This window comes from Halalkaliarchaeum sp. AArc-GB (assembly GCF_031432225.1).
Taxonomy (GTDB): domain Archaea; phylum Halobacteriota; class Halobacteria; order Halobacteriales; family Haloferacaceae; genus Halalkaliarchaeum.
This window is the reverse complement of the sequence record NZ_JAVKGM010000001.1, coordinates 381,029-398,557: the sequence shown is the minus strand read 5'-3', so window position 1 is coordinate 398,557 and position 17,529 is coordinate 381,029. Positions and strand designations below refer to the sequence as shown.

The following is a 17,529-nucleotide window of genomic DNA, read 5'->3' as shown; positions in this document are numbered from 1 at the left end:
CGGGCGGTTCCAGCGTTCCCGGGGCGGAACCGCCGGATCACTCCCCGCGTCGGCGGAGGCGACCGCAGCCGAGGCCCTCCCACTCGATCCGATACTCCAGCGCCGACAGGACTGCGCTCGCGTCGGACAGTCCCCGGGATTCGATCACCGCCTCGACCGCCGAAAGTGACATTCCCGGTTCGAGTTCGTCGTCGATCTCTTCGAGCACGTCCGGTCGCACCAGTGTCCGACCCACGAGTCGGTGGTCCGGGAACGCGTTGTCTTCGACCGCCGCGACGCTCACGCCGTAGTCGGCCGCCAGATCGGCGAGGGAAACGACCGCGGCGTCGGGGACGATCTCCTCGGGGATCCGTTCGATCTCCCGCGCGATCAGGTCGGTTTCGTACTCCCGGAGGGTGTCGACGACGTCTTTCACGCGGACGGTTCCCGAATAGGGGATCACCCGGTGATCCCTGGCGGCCACCTCCGCCGTTGCGTCCCCGGTTTCGGTCCGCTGTTCGGTGGACGATTCCGGATCCAGTCCGAGCGACTCGTCGACCGCGACGACCAGTTCGACCTCCTCGACGGCCGCGAGCTGGTCGAGTTTCTTGTCGACGTACGACGGCGTCCAGAAGCCCATCACCTCGAAGAACACCCGAAACGGGGCGTGATCGTAGTCGAACGCGAAGTCGGGGATCATCACGCTCGTTTCGACCTCCAGGGGTTCCGGTTCTCGGCGAAGCGTCCACGGGCGGTCCAACGCCTCGAACCGAGCGGCGAAGTCGGCCTCGACGCCGCTGTCGTAGGTCGGCTCCGCGATCGGCTCCCCGGTCGGGGGCAGGACGTCGCCGGTTTCCAGCGTCAGTTCCCGTTCGGTTCCCCTGTCGTCGATCGTCGCCGACAGCCGCCACTCCGGGGCGCCCGCGATCGTCGAGAGCAGCCTGGCGAACGCCGTCCCGTACCGGCGGGTCCGGCCGAACAGCGCGTCGGGACCCGTAACGATCAGTTCCCGACCGCCGTCGGTCCGGCGGAGTTCGTACAACAGGCCGAGCCGCTTGACCGCGGAGACGAGCTCCCGCGGTTCGGTGCTCCGGATCCGCACCTCCGTCGCGTCGAACAGCGCGGTTTGAGCCAGCGAGAGATTGTATCGGTCGAGCAGCTCGTCGGGTCCCCACGGACTCTCGAAGGACGCGAGGTACTGGTTCGGCTCCCGATCGGCGTATAGCGACTGCTCGACGTCGTCGGGAGCGACGCCGAGCCGGTCGGCGGCTGCCGCCAGCGCCCGGTCCCGTTCGTCTTCGGAGGCCACCCCGACGGCCTCGGCGCGTTCGAACGCCACCCTGCGGGTGCGTTCGGGCGGGATCGGCGCGCGCGTCTCGAAGACGGCCTCACGGTCCAGCAGTGCGGCGAACCCCCGCACGAGCTTGAAGTCGTCGGCGTCGCGTTCGAGCGATTCGATTGCTGCGTCCAGCTGCTCCCGGCGCTTTCCGACGTGGCCCTGGTAGGTGCCGATCACGCGTGCGGCGAGCGGTCGCGCCTCCTGATCCACGAACTGCGGGTGATAGCCGCCGCCGGCCCGTGAGACGCGGAGCAGCTCCTTGCGAAGCACGGACCGGGATTGGGGGCGTTCGGATAAATATGGTGGCAGTCGCGGCACCGACCCCGATCGATCGGACGTCGGACCGGCGAGGCCGGAGCGTTTTCATACCGGAAGCCGAAACGGATCCGTATGCGTCGGCGTCGACTCCTCGGCGCGAGTGTCACACTCCTCGCCGGAGCGTTCGCGGGTTGTATCGGGGACGAGCGGTCGCCCTCGGGACCCCGTTCGCCACCCGAAACCCCCCGGGACGGTCAACTCGAGGAGGACGCTGATTCGCAAGCCTACGACCCGGAAACCGACGACGAGGTCGACCCGCCCGAAGACACGGACGACGGGGAAGACTCCCCGGAACCCACCGATCCTCCGGGGGATCTCCGGGTCGAGTCACTCGACTTCGGAGAGAACGAGGAGGGAATGCTCGTTGTGACTGTCGTCGTCGAGAACGTCTCCGACGCCGAGCGCTCGGGTGACTTGCGCGTGGAGGTGACCGCCGACGATGAGGTGTTCGTGGTGACTCGGGGGGTGACGGTCGAGGCCGGTGGTTCCGACAGCTACGAATTGCAGCCCGGAATCGAGTTCGGCCGGTTCGCCGTAGAAGGCATCGTCGACGCGTCGGTAACGACCGACGAGTGACGACCGGCGACCAAAACCGGCGAATGGGAGGAGACGATTGTGGGTCGACGGTAGATCGACCCTTGCGGATGGGCACAGACGCGAAAGCACACATGCCGAGACAGGACACTACGCCCGACCGTCAGTACTGGTCGCTTGCGGTACTCGCCAGCGTGCCGGTCGTCGCCCTCGCGTGGACACTGTGGTCGACCGGGTCGTTCGGGGAGCGCATCCTCCGTGATGCGATCGTTTACGGGGCACTCTCGATCGGCCTGGCGGCAAGCTACGACGGAAGCCTCCGCGAGGAACTCGGCTGGACGGTCGATCGGGAAACGGCGGTCGCTGCAGCCGGGCTTACCCTGTTCGTGCTGCCGTTTTACGTTGTTGGGGCGTCGTTACCGGCGGTCCGGAACGCCTATCCGATGTGGGGGGCGACCCTGGAGTTTCCGGGGTATCTCGGCCACGTGCTCGGGTTACTCGTGCTCACCGCCGTCACCGAGACGTATTTCCGGGGACTGCTGTGTGTGGGGCTCCGGCATCTCGGTCCTGCATGTATCGTCGTCCATGTTCCGGTGTACGTGCTCGTCCACGTCCCCCGACCGACGATCGAGATGGCTCTGTCGGCGGGCGTGGGTCTGCTGTTCGGCTGGGTGGCCTACAGAACCAGATCGATTCTCCCGGTCGTGGTCGCCCACTTTGTGGGGCTGATCGTGCTGGACGTGATGGTGTCGGTACCGCCGGTGTTCCCGAACGCCAGCGCGTATCTACCGATCTGATCCGTCTCGCCCTCCCGATAGCGAAAAACACCGTTTGAGTCTTCAGGAAACATTTATTCGCAGCCCCAGTAGCGACTGATATGAACCGCCGAACCGTGCTCGCAACGATCGGCGCCGCCGGCTGGACGATTCTCGCTGGCTGTCTGGATACCGGGCAGAACGGCGCGGTCGAGCCCGCAGACGTCGAGGGACGAGTGATCGACTGTGAAATCGACCACGTCGAGACCGAACTGATCGACGGTCCCGATCTGACGATCGACGACCCGCTCGAACCGACTGTCGTCGATTCAGCCGCACGCGAGGACGGAGCGTATTTCGAACTCGAAACCGCTTTCGGCGCAACGAGAACCCAGGAGGAGGGGCCGGACGAACACGTCGATTTCCTCGTCGTGGCACAGTATCTCGTCGACGAAGAGGACACGGTGTACCGAACTGAAGGGTTCGACCCCGACGACGACCCGCGGGACGGCGTCATTCTCGACTGTTGAAGCAGCGTTGGTTCTCCCGACAATCTCACCGCCGCCGACTTGCAACCCGTTCCTCGGCCGTTTCGTCGCTCACGACCTCGTACAAAAGGGCCCGGCCGCCGCCGTCCTTCGGCCGGAGGATTCGTCCCAGTCGCTGGGTGAACTCGCGTTCGCTGCCCGACCCCGACAGCACGACAGCGACGTTCGCGTCCGGAACGTCGACCCCCTCGTCGAGCACGTTTGCGGTCACGACTCGCGAGTAGCGACCGTCCCTGAATCGTTCGAGGATCTGCCTGCGTTCCGACGTCCCGGTTTCGCTCGTGATCGCCTGCAGGAGGAACCGACGCGAGAGCCGGTACACCAGTTCGGTGTGGGCGGTGAAGACGATGACTCGGTCGTCGCGGTGCCGGTCGAGGATCCGTTCGAGCGCGTCGATCTTCGCGTCAGCGTTCATCATCACGTTTCGTGCCCGCTGTTTGGCCAGCAGCGCCTCCCGCGCCCGGGGGTCGTTGCCGGAACGCATCACCAGCTTCTGGTAGTCGCTGCCGCTTTGCATCCGGAGGTTCGATGATTTGAGGTAGTCGACGAACGTCTCCTGTGCCGCCTCGTACTCCCGTCGCTCCTCGGGAGTGAGTTCGACTTCGATCCGTTTGATGTCGTACGCCGCCAGGTGATCGCCAGCGAGGTCGTCGACGTCGAGCCGGTACACCCGGTCGCCGACCAGGTCGGCAATCGCCTCGTGGGCGCCGTCCGGGCGTTCAAATGTCGCCGTCAATCCCAGCCGGTACGGCGCCGCGAGCAGCCGAGCGATGTCGCGGTACCCCTCGCCGCCGAGGTGATGTACCTCGTCGAAGACGACGAACTCGAAGGCGTCGCCGACGTCGTCGGCCCGGAGATACGCGGAGTCGTACGTCGAGACGGTGATCGACTCCCGTCGCTGTTCGCCGCCGCCGAACCGGCCGACCGGAACCGAAAACTCCCCTTTCAGCTCTCGTTCCCACTGGTTCAGCAGGTCGATTGTGGGGACGACAACGAGCGTCGGGCGTCCGACCGCCGCGATCGCGGCGATCGCGATCACAGTCTTCCCGCTGCCGGTCGGGAGCTCGATTACTCCACGCCGTCCGGCATCCTCCCAGGCTTCGAGTGCCGCTGTCTGATACTCGCGGAGGCGGTAGTCCGTAGAGAGGTCGAGCAACCTCTCGCCCCGAGCGTCGAACACTCGATCGTCGGACGGCAGCCCGCGCTCCTTGAGGGCTTCACGGAGGTCGGCGTACCGGGAGGCCGGGGCCCGGAAGCCACCCGAACGCGGATCCGGTTCGACGCCGGGGAGTGATTCGAGGTCGGGGGAGTGTTCCTCATCCCCGTCGGCGAGGTGGATCGTCCCGTCCCGGTATCGGAGTTCGATCGCCACGCTGTCGTCAACGACTGCCGCGGATAAAGTCCCGTCGACGCCGTCGATCGCTTTTCCCGCTTATCCTTATTACTCCCCTCGCCCAATTCAGCTCCGTGCACGTCGAACCCGCCACGCTGTCCGAGGTGGAGCTGCTTGCCGACTGGTGGGTCGAACTCGCCGCCGAGCAGCGTGCCTTCGACTCGCATCTGTTTGCGGACGAAAACCGCGAGCTCATCCGGGAGGCCATCGGCCGGGGGATCCTCGCCGGGACGGTTCTGGTTGCGCGGCCGGACATTGATGAGGAACAAGAGGCAGCGGCGGACGTCGACCCCCTTGGATTCGTCATGTTCTCGTTGGAGAGCGGGCGGTACCGCCAGGACGTCACCAGAGGAATCGTCGACAACCTCTACGTTCGGCCCGCAAAACGAAACCGTGGCGTCGGGTCGGAGTTACTCGAGGCGGCCGAACGGGCACTCTACGAGGCAGGGGCCGAGACGGTTTCGCTCGACTCCATGGCCGAAAACGAGGGTGCACGCCGGTTTTACCGGCGACACGGCTACACGCCTCACCGGATCGAGTTCGAAAAGGGACTCGACGAGTGACCGCTTCAGCAATTTCGAGCCGATGGCGAAAAACGACAGTGACTCAAAGGAGGACGCAGTACAAACACCTGCACGGCGGCGCGCCAGGGGAGCATGGGTGGTTCATGCACTCGACTTGTAATCGAGACTTCCGGGGTTCAAATCCCCGCCCTGGCTCTTCGGATCGAGCGAAGCGAGATCGAAGTGCACTCTCAAGGGGATTTGAATGAGGCGAGTCGCAGCCCGCGCAGCGAAGCGAGCAGGACCGTCTAGACGTGGTTCAAATCCCCGCCCTGGCTCTTCGGATCGAGCGAAGCGAGATCGAAGATACTCCTCCAGCTGGTGTCGTCCCGTTCAGGGGTCGAGCCGCTTCGAGACGTAGGGACCGTCCTGGTGGTACCCCAGCTTCTCCCGGTAGTACTCCCGGACGCCGATTCCCGAGAGGACGCTGAGCTTCTCGAAGCCGGCGTCTTCGGCGATTTCCTCGGCCGTCCGGATCAGCCGCCCGCCGTAGCCGCGGTGTTGCCAGTCGCCCTCCTCGCCGAGCGCGGCCTCGCTGCCGTACACGTGCAATTCGCGCACGATCGCGGCGTCTTCGAGCTCCCGCCGGACCGGGTCGTCCGCGCTGTCGGGTGCGCCGGGCTGACCGGGAGCGAATGAGGGAAACCGGAGCCGACAGAACCCGACGAGCAGGTCCTGGGCCGTGTCCTCGAAGCTGATGAACCGTTCGGTGCCGCCGGCGGCTTCGTACTCCCGGACGCGGAGCTCGACGTCGTCCGGATCCGGATCGGCATCGTTCATCCCGACCTCCCGGGCGCGGATGTCCCGCGGCTTGATCCCCTTCTCTTCGGCGCGTTGTTCGGCGAGCTGCCTGAGGTTGGACTTCCAGACGCCCGCCTCGATGAAGTCGGCGGGGATGTCCCGCTGGACGCGCTGGAGGCGGGTGTACGGCGCGATCTCCCCCATCGCGTCGGCGACGACGTCGGCGGCCTCCTCGTTCGAGAGCGGCTCGTACTCGCCGCGTTTCCACATGTCGTACACCCTGGTCCCCGCCACCACGAGCGTGGGGTAGATCTTCAGGTAGTCCGGGCGCCACTTCGGGCTCTCGAACAGCCGGCGGAAGTCCTCCCGACACATTTCGGCGGTCATCCCGGGCTGGCCGGGCATCATGTGGAAGCCGACCTTGAACCCGGCGTCCCGCAGCCGTCGGTTGGCGTCCTTCGACGCCTCGATACCGTGTCCCCGATGCATCTCCCGGTTGATCCGCTCGTAGGTGGTCTGGACGCCGACCTCGACTTTCGTGCCGCCGAGCGCCAGCATCCGGTCGATCTGTTCGGGGTCACTCCAGTCCGGCTTCGTCTCGAAGGTCGTGGCGACGTTGCGGACGTCTGCGGTTTCGTTTCTCGCGATAACGTCCTCGAGGTAGCGGAAGTCGTACTCCTCGAGGTCGGGTTTGAAGCTCTCGTCCTCGGCGGGCTGGGGATCCGACTCGACGTCGTAGTCGTTCATCGCCGCGAGCGCTCGCTTTAGGAACCACTCCTGGTAGTCGTGGCTTCGGGCGGTCATCGTCCCGCCCATGACGATCAGCTCCACCTTGTCCACCGGGTGGCCGATCGACCGGAGCTGCTCGAGGCGGAGCGTCACCTGCCCGTAGGGGTCGTACTCGTTTTGTTTGCCCCGTGCGGCAGCGGGCTCGTGGCCGGTGTACGACTGCGCCGAGGAGAACTCCGAGGCCGGCCCGCCGGGACAGTACAGGCACTTGCCGTGCGGACACAGCTGCGGCGACGTCATGATCGCCACCGGGGAGACGCCAGACGCGGTCCGGACCGGCTTGCGCTGGACGACCGCCTTCACTTCCTCCCGACGGTCGTCGGGCGCGTGATCCAGAAGCTCGGTGTTCTTCGGCACCGTCGACGCCGAGTGGGCCGAGCAGACGTCGAGCTTGGCGGACTCGAGGTTCTCCCGGTCGACCTCGCCCGCGAGGATCCGCTCGACGAGCTCGGTACACACCTGCGTGTGCGTCTCGTCGACGTCGTCGGTGTCGGACCTCATCGGCACACAGTCACGGCGTGACGCGAATAAGGGTGTCGTTGCGGGCCGTCGTTCGGCCGTTGCGGGGTCGATCCGTCGTTATCGGGCCTGATCGACGACGGCGTCGACGATCGCGTCCCGGGCGTCTTCCCGGCGGCCGGCCAGAAACTCCACGCGGCCGTCGCGCAGGTCGGCGACGCCGAGATCCGCCTCGGGAACGGCCTCCTGGGCGTCGTCGACGGCCGCCCGAAGGTCGACGTCGAACGTCGACCGGACGAACAGCTCGTCGGTGCCGACGCCGATCGTCGCGAACGCGCCGTCGGTTCGTTCCCGGCGGTGCAGTTCATCGAGCAGCAGCGACGTCGGGGGGAAGTCGTACCGATGGGTGTACGCGTCGGTGTCCAGCAGTGCGAGTTCGACGCCGTCGCGGGCGGTCCGCTCGAGGTTCTCGCGTGCGGTCGCCACCTCGGTGTCGACCTTCACGCGGAACTGTTCGGCGACGTGCGCTGCGAGATCCGCGCCACCGTCCCCGAACAGGAGATCGGTGAGCAGCTCCCGTTTGTCCTCGTAGGACTGATAGTACGCCTCCAGCGCGACCGCCTCGCGGAGATCGCGCCGCCTGTCGGCGTCGTAGCCCGCCTCGTCGGCGACCCGGGCGTACGTCCCCGGAGCCGTCTCCCAGTAGCTCGTCGCGGGAAGATGTGCGAGCCCGTCCCGGGCGCCGTCGTCGATCGCCGCGGCGAGTTCGGCTCCGAGCGCACCCACCGACAGGTCGTCTTCGTCGTCCTCGTCGGGCGCGACGAGCACTGCCGCGTGGTCGCCGGCCTCCGGATCCGCCGGCTCGGCGTCGACGACGACCCGCGTGGCGTCGTAAATGTCGAGCAGGTCCAGCCCGTCCTCGGACTCGGCGGTCGCTCCCGTTCCAAGCAGCAGAAACACCGGGAGCTTCTCGTCGTGTCGGTCCCGGTCCTGGAGCATCCGCGTGACGTCCATCGTCGCGTCGTCCATGTCGTACACCGACGACTCCAGCGGACGGCGTTTGAAGTAGTGGTACTCGGCGTCGGAGCCGGCGTACTCCTTTGCCACGAGCGGCAACACTGCGCGCTCGACGGCAGCACCGGCGAGGTAGCCGTTCGCCGTCGCCGGGTGTCGGACGACGATCGGTCGGCTCTCGAGGACGGCCCGACGGAGCGCCTCTGCGGCGTCCAGGATCGGCTCGCGCAGTGCCTCGACCGTCTCGTGGTTCCCGATCGGCTCGAAGACGTCCGGACGGGCCTTCGCGGCCAGGGCGTCCTCGAGCCGCGTTACGACTTCGTCGCGGTCGTCTCCCTCGAGGACGACGAGCGCTTCGGTCTCGATCTGGATCTCGTTGCGCCGGAGCTCGACGTCACCCTCGAGCCGAACGACGTCGTCGACGCCGACGTCCGGATACGCGCGGACTCCGGGTTCCACGAACGCGGCGCAGTCCACGACCCCGGTTTCGTCGCGGAGTTCGAACACCGTGGGGCCGCCGGTCTGGCGAACGCTCACGATCTCTCCTTCGAGGCGGATCGTCTCGCCGACGGCGTCCGACAGCGCTTCGACGGACACCCGATCGATGGACGTTCCGGCTTCCGGTTCGGACTCGGCTTCCGGTTCGGACTCGGCTTCCGGTTCGGACTCGGCTTCGGACTCGGCTTCCGGTTCGGACTCGGCTTCGGGCTCGGTGGTGGCTTCGGTTGCCGCCTCCGACTTCGTTACGGCAGTCGTACCCGCGTTGCCGGACGGATCCCGAACTTCGGTCGGCTCGCCACCACTCGTGGCGTCCGTTTCGGCGCTCCGTTCGATCGCCCGGTCGTCGGTCGTCGCAACGTCCTCCTCGCCGCTGTCCGGTTTCGCTACGTCCTCGTCGTCACCCTGCGTCTCTTTTTCGTCGTCGGCTTCCGTCTCCGGCTCCCGATCGGTGTCGCCGTCCTGAATCAGCGCGCCCCGGAACTCGCGTTCGGCCTGGCGGATCGACCAGCCGAGATCGATGTTGCCGTTGTCACGGACGTTCTTCACCTGGACGAACACCGTTTCGCCGGGCTCCCAGTCGAGCGACTCCAGCCGGCGGTCGAGCTCGCTGCGGTGCAACAGCCCGGTGACGCCCGGCGCGAGATCGACGAACACGCCGAAGTCGGCGTACCCGTCGACGGTGCCACGGTAGTATCGACCCGAAACCAGCTGGTCCGGGGAATCTCCACGAAACTCGAAAACGACGTCTTCCTGGTGGCTGTCGCATATTCGGCCGTCGACAGACACACCACAGATGATACACGAACCCATTTGAACGAACGAAATAGCCGCGGCCTAAAACGGTTGTCGAAAGTCGGACGCGGACCGACCCATGACAGCAGTTGATTCGACTGCAGCCGCAGCTCGGGTCTGCAACTCCGTTCAACCGCCAAACACGACGGCGTTTCCGACCCGGATCGCGGTGACGACCCCACCCGCGAAGACGACCGGCGGGAGCGCGGCGAGAACCGTACGAACCGGTCCCGTCCCGTGTCTGGCCGCGATTCCGACAAAAAGCAGGATCCCCGCGTACGCGATGCCGGTCCACATCGCGCTGGCGATCGAGACGTCGGCGAGCGCGACTGGGACCGGAACCAGCGCCAACGGGGCGCTCGCGTATCCCACGAGCTGAACGGTTTCACTGACGCCGCCGCGATCGGGAGCCACCACGACGAGCGCGATCGTTCCGACCGCAGCAGTCAGGTGCAACGTCACCGGGGTGACAAGCACCACCAGGAGACCGCCGACGACGGCACCGCCGACCAGTGAGCTGCCCCCGACGGTGGGAGACAGGCCGGGCACGGCGAGAAACAATCCCCCGATCGACGTCGCCGTCACCGCCATCGCGAAGAACAGCGCCGGCGCCTGGTCGGCCGGGGCGATCGCCGTCCCGAAGAACCGGCGCGGACGCACGAGCACTTCGATCCAGGCACGAACGAGTGCGCGTGGACCGCGGTCCCGTCCCCCTTCCGGGGTGTCGATCCAGGTCGTCACTGGCTCGGGTACGTGCCGGAACCGTATGACGGTTACTCGTCGGCTTCAGGGGCGGACCGGTCGACCGGGTCCTCCCGCGGTCCGGTCCGGAGGGTGTGACAGTTCCGGCATCTGGCCTCGTAGGATTCCTCGGCGCCGACGAGGATCGTCGGGTCGTCCCGATGGGCTGGCTCGCCGTCGATGAGCCGCTGGTTTCGGGTGGCGGGCTCGCCACAGACCGAACAGATCGCCTGGAGTTTGTCGACGTACTCCGCGACGGCCATCAGGCGCGGTACCGGATCGAACGGCTCCCCGCGGAACGTCTGGTCGATCCCCGAGACGATGACGCGTGCACCGTCCGACGCCAGCGTCTGGGACACCTCAACGAGTTCACTGGAAAAGAAGTTCGCCTCGTCGATCGCGACGACTTCCTCGCCGTCGTATCGGTCGTACAGCTCCCACACCGCATCGCCCTCGTTGGGAACGATCCGTGCGTCCCACTGGCGCCCGTTGTGGGACCCGATCGTGGCTTCGCCGTATCGGTTGTCGATCGCCGGCTTGAACGCGACGATCTCCTGGCCCGCGATGTCTGCACGCCGGAGCCGCCGAAGCAGTTCTTCGGTCTTCCCGGAGAACATCGACCCCGTTATCACCTCGATCCACCCCGAGCGCGTAATGGCGTGCATAAGTACGGGCGATTCGGCCACGAGCAAAACAGTTTCGAACAGCTGTGGGTCGCCGCCTCGGCGTTTCTCGACACGACACAGGGGAACGTCTATCGGGATCGAAATCCAATCCCAGCGCATGCCCGCGGAGCTCGAAGAGAAGGTCGATCGGTACGAACGAATGCTCGCGGACGCACTCGATGTCGCCGATCGGGCCGTTCCCGAAGGGACACCGCTCGGCGAGGCCGCGAGTGACTGTCGGGAAATGGCCGAATCCTACCTCGAGGACGGCCGTCACTTCAGGGAAGAGGACGACCCGGTCAACGCGCTTGCCTCGTACTCGTACGGCTACGGCTGGCTCGACTGTGGCGTGCGGATGGGACTGTTTTCGGTTCCCGGGGACAGCGACCTGTTCACCAGCTAGGTCGTGAGGAATGCGTACCTGTGCGGTTCTGTACCGGTTTACGCTGCGTCCGGGTCCAGCGTCCTGTCGACGACCTCCTCGATCGCCTCCTCCAGCGGTTCGAGCTGCTCCCGGTAGGAGACGACGAGGCGGAAGACGACGACGTAGCCGAGGACCGTCGCGAGGACCGCGAGCACCAGATTACCGACCAGCAGCCTGACGACGATCTCGGGGCCGGCCGAAAGCGAGACGTCTGCCATCGTGACGCCTTCGACCGGTCCGAGCAGCAGCGTGCCCAGCGTGAAACTGGCGGCGTAGACACCCCACTTGACGACGGGGTTGAACACGAGAACCGATGCGAACAGGGCGATCTTGCTGATCGACTTGAACAGCGCCACGAGCACGACGAACAAAAGCAGGCCGGTCCCGAGCGTCGGCAACATCGTGATAAACACGCCGACTGCGAAGCTCCCGGCGACTTCACGGGGCGTGTGATCGTCGGCGAACGCCCGCTTGAGTTCGTCGTGAACTCGCTTGCGGTACTCCCCGACGCGCTCGACGATCATGGGAGGGGAATACGCCACCGCCGGGAAAATAGCTGTCGGCGGTCCGGTCCCTCGGCGGTCGCAGCTCCGATCGAATCCGTTTTCGCGTCACTCGAACCGATAAGTCGGTCCGTCGGGCCCGTCCTCGACTTCGACTCCGACGTCGTCGAGGGCATCCCGCAGGTCGTCGGCACGTTCGTAGTTGCCGGCCTCGCGTTCCTCCTCTCGGATCTGTAACACGAGTTCGACGAGCTCGTCCGCCAGCGTGGCGTCGCCGTCGTCGACCCCGGTAAACTGGAGCCCGAGCACGTCTTCGCCGAACGTTTCGAGCGTCTCGATCGCCCGCCTGAGTCCGGGGTAGTCGTACGTTTCGCTGGCTTCGACGTGGCGGTTGACCGCGGCAGCGAGGTCCAGAAGCGCCGCCATCGCCTCGCGGACGTTGAAGTCGTCGTTCATCGCCGCTTCGAACTCGCTTCGCGTCGCCTCGACGGCGTCATGGAGCGCTTCGTCTTCGGCTTTGGTCGCCGCGTCGACCGAGTCGGCTGCCGCCATTGCAGTCTCATAAGCCCGCTGGAGTCGCTCGAACCGTTCGTGGGCTTCCGCGAGCGCGTCCTCGGAGAGGGCCTGGTCGGTCCGATACTGTGCGCCCGCGTAGAACGTCCGAACGACGTTGACGCCGAGTTCCCCGAGCGCGTCGGAGACGCTCCAGTAGTTGCCCAGACTCGAGCTCATCTTCTCGCCTTCGGTCTCGAGCAGCCCGTTGTGGAGCCAGTAGCGCACGAACCGCTCGCCGGTTGCGGCCTCGCTTTGGGCGATCTCGTTTTCGTGGTGAGGGAACACCAGGTCGCGCCCGCCCATGTGGACGTCGATGGTCTCCCCGAGGTGCGTCATCGACATCGCCGAGCACTCCACGTGCCAGCCTGGACGACCTTCACTCCAGGGGGAGTCCCAGGTTTGTCCGGTCGGAAGCGCGCCGTCGTGTTCGTGTTTCCGGTGCTCCCGAACGGCGGACTCGCTGACGCCGTCGGCTTTCCACAGCGCGAAGTCCGCGGGATGTCGCTTCTCGGAGCGCTCGTCGGGATCACCCTGGGCTTCCAGCTCCTCGAGCTCCTGGTTCGACAGCCGGCCGTAGTCGTCGAACTGCGTGACGTCGAAGTAGACCGACCCGTTCGACTCGTAGGCGTATCCCCGATCGACGAGCGTCTCGACCAGGTCGATGATCTCGGACACGTGTTCGGAGACCCGTGGATACACCTCCGCGCGCAGGAGGTTGAGCCCGCGCATGTCCGCAAAGATCTCCGCGGTGAAGTGACGGGCCACGTCCGATTCGGTCTCCCAGTCGTTACGTTCCCCCGCCCGCGCGGTGATCTTCTCGTTGACGTCGGTGACGTTCTCCACGTGGCGGACGTCGTAGCCGAGGTATGCGAGCCAGCGGTGGATGATGTCGGCGTGCACCCACGCCCGGGCGTGACCGAGGTGGGCGTCGTCCGAGACCGTCAGGCCACAGACGTACAGCAGGACTTCGCCGTCGTCGACCTCGAACGCCTCGCGTTCGCCCGACAGGGTGTTGGTCACCGAAAGGGTCATCGGGAGCCTCTACCCACGGCGAGCGTTTGAAAGCGTCGAATAATCGTGGAATCGCGGCCGGGTGCTCCTCCCCGCTACTCGTCGTCCTCGTCGGACTCGGTCTCGACGACCTCGATGACCGAAAGCGGGACGTCGCGGAGTGCACCCCCGACCTCGCTTTTCGCGATCCGGGTGGCGTGTTCCTCCCCCTCGGCGTTGAAGATCTCGATCTCCAGGAGAAGTCCAACGAGCGCCGTCTCCGCAGCGATGTACGCCGAGTCGAACGGCTCCCCGCAGGCGGGACAGGTCGTCACCCCGACTTCGACTTCGACGTACTCTTTGTCCTGATCGTTGAGGCGCCGCCCCGCCTCGCTTACGGCCACGCCGATCGCGTCGTCGATGTCTTCTACGTCGCGAACCAGCCAGGCCGCCTCCATCGCAACGAGGTAATTGCTCATGTGGCGTCCAACGAGACCCGGGGTTTCGTGTCTTGCGGTTCGCGGGCCGATTTTCGCCCGTTCTGGGCCCGAACTTCCCCGTTCGAAAGGCGCACGAGACGGCTTCGTTCCTCATAAGTTACGGATATCCACGGGAGGGCCACTCCAGGTAATCCACCGTGAAACGGTCGCTTGCACTTCTGCAACCGGTTGCAGCCGGAATTCGAAAAAACGCAAGACTGCGGAGGGGTAACCGACACCTCCCTCTCGACACCTTTATATATGGGTGCGCTCCCACCGCCGAGTAGGCAATGATCCAACGCGCACGCAGTGCCGTCATGCTCGCTGTTCACCAACTGATCGTCGCGGTCGGGATCGTCCTGTTCCCGATCGCGCTCCTCGCCAACCGGGTCGGGTTGCGGCTCCCGCTCCACCGGCTGCTCCAGGAGGTCCAGGCGGTGACAGAGAGCCCCGCAGACGACTGATTTTCGAGTCCGGTCGAAAGGGCCGCCAGGCGAATCGCTCGTAGGCGTTAAGTTCGCCCGCATCGACACTCACGTATGGAGCGTCCCGTCTCTCGACGGACAGTGCTCGCGACGCTGGGCGGCGCCGGCTCGGTCGCCCTCGCAGGCTGTCTCGGCGGTGCCGATCAGTCCCACGACTGCGAGTTGACCGAACCGGATCCGGTGACCGACCTCGAACGCCCGACGCTGGGTCCCGACGACGCCGACGTCGTCGTCTCGGCGTTCGACGACTTCGCCTGTCCCCACTGTGCGACGTTCAAGCTCGATGCGTTCCCCGAGTTCCGTACCGAGTACGTCGAGGAGGGGCTCGTCCAGTTCCGCCAGTACGATTTCCCGATTCCGGCCGACGGCGACTGGTCCGAACCGGTCGCGAACGCAGCCCGCGGGGTGCAAGAGCGGTTCGACGACGAAACCTACTTCGAGTACGCGACGCTGCTGTTCGAACAGCTTCGGGGGGACGGCTACTCTTACGAGGCGATCGAGGAGCACGCCGAGACGGTCGGCGACGACGGCTGTCTCGCCATCGCCGACGCGGAGTTCGAGCCGTACGAGACGGTCGTGGGTGCCGACCGCGAGGAGGGAGTAAACCGGGGCGTGAGCGGAACCCCCACCGTGTTCGTCGACGACCAGCAGGTCGACCCGACGTACGATGCGATCTCTGCAGCGATCGACGACCGACTGTGACCGTCGGACTCGAATACGTGTCGAGCAGCACACCGTCGACCGCCTCCGGTCGACGTCGTTGGTAAACCTTAAAACGTCCCGTCGCAGAATACCAAACGAGCCGAGGTAGCCTAGCCCGGCCAAGGCGGTTGCCTCGAGAGCAACTGTCCGTCAGGACTCGGGAGTTCAAATCTCCCCCTCGGCGTTTTCATGAGGCAACACGCAGAGCGACTGTTCTGTCGGTCGGCACACCGAACGGGACGACGGTCGAGAGTTGAACCGGATCGCCGTCCCTCCGAGCGGTGTACCCCGGTGATGTCCCGATCGAAACCTCCCTCCACTTTTGACCACCGCGACGACACGCGTGATTGGTTTCACAAGATCGGTTCGCTCTCGCCGTACGCCGCCAGCGTCACCACTGTCGTCCAGCCATCGGTCTCGGGAACCGCGGTGGTCACCTCGAACTCGCGGTTCGGTAGCTCCCAGTCACGGAGTTTACAGCCCGCCTCGAGCCCGTCTTCGAGTTCCCGACGGACCGCATCCGGATCCCGTCCCGTCGCCTCGTAGAAGAGTCCCGGCCCCGGGCCCGTTGCCCACCCCAGTCCCGCGGCGAGCTCTTCGGTCTCCGCTGGGGGGGCCGTGATCTGCGACTCCACGACGGTGAGGCGGTTACCGGCCGGCCCGAGGTCCGGCGCCCGGTCGACGCGTTCGACCGCAGCCCCCGCGGGAACGATCGAAGACACGCGAACAAGGTTGTAGTTGTGGAGGTTCGCGTCCGAAAGCGCCGCGTCGTAGGCGGCCATCTCCGTGGGGGCGACCCCGACGCCGCCGGCGACGTGGATCCGATTCATTACCGAAACTGGGTCACCGACGCGTTAAGGAGTTGCGTTCTGCAGCGAGAGGCCGTCGCGACGCGGTCGTCAGTACTGGTAGTGGACGACGCCGTCGGGCCCGTCGTCGGTGTGGTCGAGCTTCTCGATGGCGTCCTCGAAGTCACGACGTTCGACGGTCGTCCGGTCGTCCCGGATCGCGAACATTCCCGATTCCGTCACCAGCGATTCGATGTCGGCCCCAGAATAGCCGGACAGCTCCGTCGCGAGGTCGGCGAAGTCGACGTCGTCGTCGACGTTCATCTCCCGGGTGTGGATCTCGAGGATCTTCCGACGGCCCTCCTCGTCGGGTTTGGGGATCTCGATGAGCCGATCGAACCGGCCGGGCCGGAGGATCGCTTCATCGAGCATGTCGAAGCGGTTGGTGGCGGCGATGATCCGCACGTCCCCGCGATCGTCGAAGCCGTCCATCTCCGAGAGCAACTGCATCATCGTCCGCTGGACCTCCGCGTCGCCGGAGGTCTTCGAGTCGGTCCGCTTGGAGGCCACCGCGTCGATCTCGTCGATGAAGATGACTGCCGGCTCCCGCTCGGCCGCCAGGTCGAACAGGTCACGGACCAGCCGGGCGCCCTCGCCGATGAACTTCCGGACCAGTTCGGAGCCGGCCATCTTGATGAACGTCGCGTCCGTCTCGTTTGCGACCGCCTTCGCGAGCATCGTCTTGCCCGTCCCCGGTGCGCCGTGCAGCAGCACGCCCGAGGGCGGTTCCACGCCGACGGTCTCGAAGATCTCGGGGTTCGAAAGCGGGTCCTCGACCGCCTCCTGCACCTCCCGGATCTGCTCGTCGATCCCGCCGATGTCGTCGTAGGTCACCTCGGGCGACTCCTCGACTTCCATCGCCTGTGCCCGGGCGTCGGTTTCGTCGTCCAGAAGGGTCTGGATGCCAAACGAGTCGTCGATCCCGACCCTGTCTCCCGCTTCGAGGGCATCCTCGAGTTTCGGGGACGCCTCTGTCAGCACTTCCTGATTGTTGCCGTGCTGTTTGATGACGATGCCGTCGTCGGTCAATTCCTCGACGCTGGCGATGTACAGCGCGGACGTTTTCAGCGTCTCGTTTCGCCGCTGTAATCGATCTACTTTCTCGCGGAGCTGCTCTCGACGACTCCGCGTCTGTGCCAACCGTTGTTCCAGCTCCTCGTTTACGCCCACGATGCGCCTGTAATGCTCGCGGATGGCGTCCAACCGCTCGGCGTCGCTCATCTCGGGATCGAGCTCCAGGCGCGGGCGGTCGGGGAGCGACGGGCTCCGGGACATCTCTTGGTCTCGCTTTGTCTCCCGCCTAAATGTGCCTTTGGGTCGACGGGAGGGTCTGCTCTCTTCTCGAGGGGTACCAATCAGGTGTCCGGCGGGGTGCTTATAATCCCGGCCGCCGTTCACTCGCACGTCGCTTC

18 protein-coding genes and 2 tRNA genes are annotated in these 17,529 nt (G+C 65.9%); 9 read left to right on the top strand and 11 right to left on the bottom strand.

The window, feature by feature from the left end:
• Positions 1-37 precede the first annotated feature (37 nt).
• The gene (locus tag RH858_RS02110) at positions 38-1,588 is read right to left on the bottom strand and encodes a DUF790 family protein (RefSeq protein ID WP_310561042.1); all 1,551 of its coding nucleotides are present in this window, start codon (positions 1,586-1,588) and stop codon (positions 38-40) included.
• Between the two features lie 120 nt (positions 1,589-1,708).
• Between RH858_RS02110 and RH858_RS02105 the strand changes: the two genes are divergently transcribed.
• The 3 genes from RH858_RS02105 to RH858_RS02095 all read left to right on the top strand — a co-directional run bounded on the left by RH858_RS02105 (position 1,709) and on the right by RH858_RS02095 (position 3,455).
• A complete protein-coding gene (locus tag RH858_RS02105; RefSeq protein ID WP_259533596.1) occupies positions 1,709-2,212 on the top strand; it encodes a hypothetical protein in 504 nt (167 codons plus the stop codon).
• 92 nt (positions 2,213-2,304) lie between these two features.
• A complete protein-coding gene (locus tag RH858_RS02100; RefSeq protein ID WP_259533595.1) occupies positions 2,305-2,967 on the top strand; it encodes a CPBP family glutamic-type intramembrane protease in 663 nt (220 codons plus the stop codon).
• 80 nt (positions 2,968-3,047) lie between these two features.
• On the top strand, positions 3,048-3,455 hold the full coding sequence (locus tag RH858_RS02095) for a hypothetical protein (RefSeq protein ID WP_259533594.1): 408 nt from the start codon (positions 3,048-3,050) through the stop codon (positions 3,453-3,455).
• Positions 3,456-3,480: 25 nt separating this feature from the next.
• On the opposite strand, the gene RH858_RS02090 is transcribed toward RH858_RS02095, so the two are convergent.
• Positions 3,481-4,845, bottom strand: coding sequence for a DEAD/DEAH box helicase family protein (locus RH858_RS02090; protein WP_310561041.1), 1,365 nt, complete (start codon positions 4,843-4,845; stop codon positions 3,481-3,483).
• Between the two features lie 95 nt (positions 4,846-4,940).
• Here RH858_RS02090 and RH858_RS02085 point away from each other — a divergent pair, with 95 nt between their 5' ends.
• Together RH858_RS02085 and RH858_RS02080 are read left to right on the top strand one after the other, a co-directional pair.
• A complete protein-coding gene (locus RH858_RS02085) occupies positions 4,941-5,429 on the top strand; it encodes a GNAT family N-acetyltransferase (protein ID WP_310561040.1) in 489 nt (162 codons plus the stop codon).
• A gap of 82 nt (positions 5,430-5,511) precedes the next feature.
• A tRNA-Thr gene (locus RH858_RS02080) sits at positions 5,512-5,585 on the top strand.
• A 177-nt stretch (positions 5,586-5,762) separates the two neighbouring features.
• Here RH858_RS02080 and RH858_RS02075 read toward each other — a convergent pair.
• The 4 genes from RH858_RS02075 to RH858_RS02060 form a co-directional block, all read right to left on the bottom strand.
• Positions 5,763-7,460 carry a tRNA uridine(34) 5-carboxymethylaminomethyl modification radical SAM/GNAT enzyme Elp3 gene (locus RH858_RS02075; protein WP_310561039.1) on the bottom strand — a complete coding sequence of 566 codons (1,698 nt, stop codon included), beginning with the start codon at positions 7,458-7,460 and terminating at the stop codon, positions 5,763-5,765.
• A 78-nt stretch (positions 7,461-7,538) separates the two neighbouring features.
• The gene (locus RH858_RS02070; protein ID WP_310561038.1) at positions 7,539-9,743 is read right to left on the bottom strand and encodes an OB-fold nucleic acid binding domain-containing protein; all 2,205 of its coding nucleotides are present in this window, start codon (positions 9,741-9,743) and stop codon (positions 7,539-7,541) included.
• Between the two features lie 111 nt (positions 9,744-9,854).
• The gene (locus RH858_RS02065) at positions 9,855-10,466 is read right to left on the bottom strand and encodes a YIP1 family protein (protein ID WP_259533588.1); all 612 of its coding nucleotides are present in this window, start codon (positions 10,464-10,466) and stop codon (positions 9,855-9,857) included.
• 32 nt (positions 10,467-10,498) lie between these two features.
• The gene (locus RH858_RS02060) at positions 10,499-11,131 is read right to left on the bottom strand and encodes a thymidine kinase (protein WP_259533587.1); all 633 of its coding nucleotides are present in this window, start codon (positions 11,129-11,131) and stop codon (positions 10,499-10,501) included.
• Between the two features lie 118 nt (positions 11,132-11,249).
• Here RH858_RS02060 and RH858_RS02055 point away from each other — a divergent pair, with 118 nt between their 5' ends.
• A complete protein-coding gene (locus tag RH858_RS02055) occupies positions 11,250-11,534 on the top strand; it encodes a DUF357 domain-containing protein (protein WP_259533586.1) in 285 nt (94 codons plus the stop codon).
• 38 nt (positions 11,535-11,572) lie between these two features.
• Here RH858_RS02055 and RH858_RS02050 read toward each other — a convergent pair whose 3' ends face one another.
• The 3 genes from RH858_RS02050 to RH858_RS02040 form a co-directional block, all read right to left on the bottom strand.
• On the bottom strand, positions 11,573-12,079 hold the full coding sequence (locus RH858_RS02050) for a DUF2062 domain-containing protein (RefSeq protein ID WP_259533585.1): 507 nt from the start codon (positions 12,077-12,079) through the stop codon (positions 11,573-11,575).
• 87 nt (positions 12,080-12,166) lie between these two features.
• Entirely contained in the window at positions 12,167-13,645 is a 1,479-nt protein-coding gene (gene cysS, locus RH858_RS02045; RefSeq protein WP_310561037.1) for a cysteine--tRNA ligase, read from the bottom strand.
• Positions 13,646-13,719: 74 nt separating this feature from the next.
• The gene (locus RH858_RS02040; RefSeq protein ID WP_259533583.1) at positions 13,720-14,082 is read right to left on the bottom strand and encodes a DUF555 domain-containing protein; all 363 of its coding nucleotides are present in this window, start codon (positions 14,080-14,082) and stop codon (positions 13,720-13,722) included.
• Positions 14,083-14,372: 290 nt separating this feature from the next.
• Here RH858_RS02040 and RH858_RS02035 point away from each other — a divergent pair, with 290 nt between their 5' ends.
• The 3 genes from RH858_RS02035 (at position 14,373) to RH858_RS02025 (ending at position 15,453) form a co-directional block, all read left to right on the top strand.
• Entirely contained in the window at positions 14,373-14,546 is a 174-nt protein-coding gene (locus RH858_RS02035; protein ID WP_310561036.1) for a hypothetical protein, read from the top strand.
• A 75-nt stretch (positions 14,547-14,621) separates the two neighbouring features.
• The gene (locus tag RH858_RS02030; protein WP_310561035.1) at positions 14,622-15,269 is read left to right on the top strand and encodes a thioredoxin domain-containing protein; all 648 of its coding nucleotides are present in this window, start codon (positions 14,622-14,624) and stop codon (positions 15,267-15,269) included.
• Positions 15,270-15,368: 99 nt separating this feature from the next.
• Positions 15,369-15,453, top strand: a tRNA-Ser gene (locus RH858_RS02025).
• Between the two features lie 169 nt (positions 15,454-15,622).
• Here the strand turns inward: RH858_RS02025 and RH858_RS02020 are convergent.
• Together RH858_RS02020 and RH858_RS02015 are read right to left on the bottom strand one after the other, a co-directional pair.
• Entirely contained in the window at positions 15,623-16,099 is a 477-nt protein-coding gene (locus RH858_RS02020; protein ID WP_259533579.1) for a pyruvoyl-dependent arginine decarboxylase, read from the bottom strand.
• 69 nt (positions 16,100-16,168) lie between these two features.
• Entirely contained in the window at positions 16,169-17,392 is a 1,224-nt protein-coding gene (locus RH858_RS02015; protein ID WP_259533577.1) for a proteasome-activating nucleotidase, read from the bottom strand.
• Positions 17,393-17,529 lie beyond the last annotated feature (137 nt).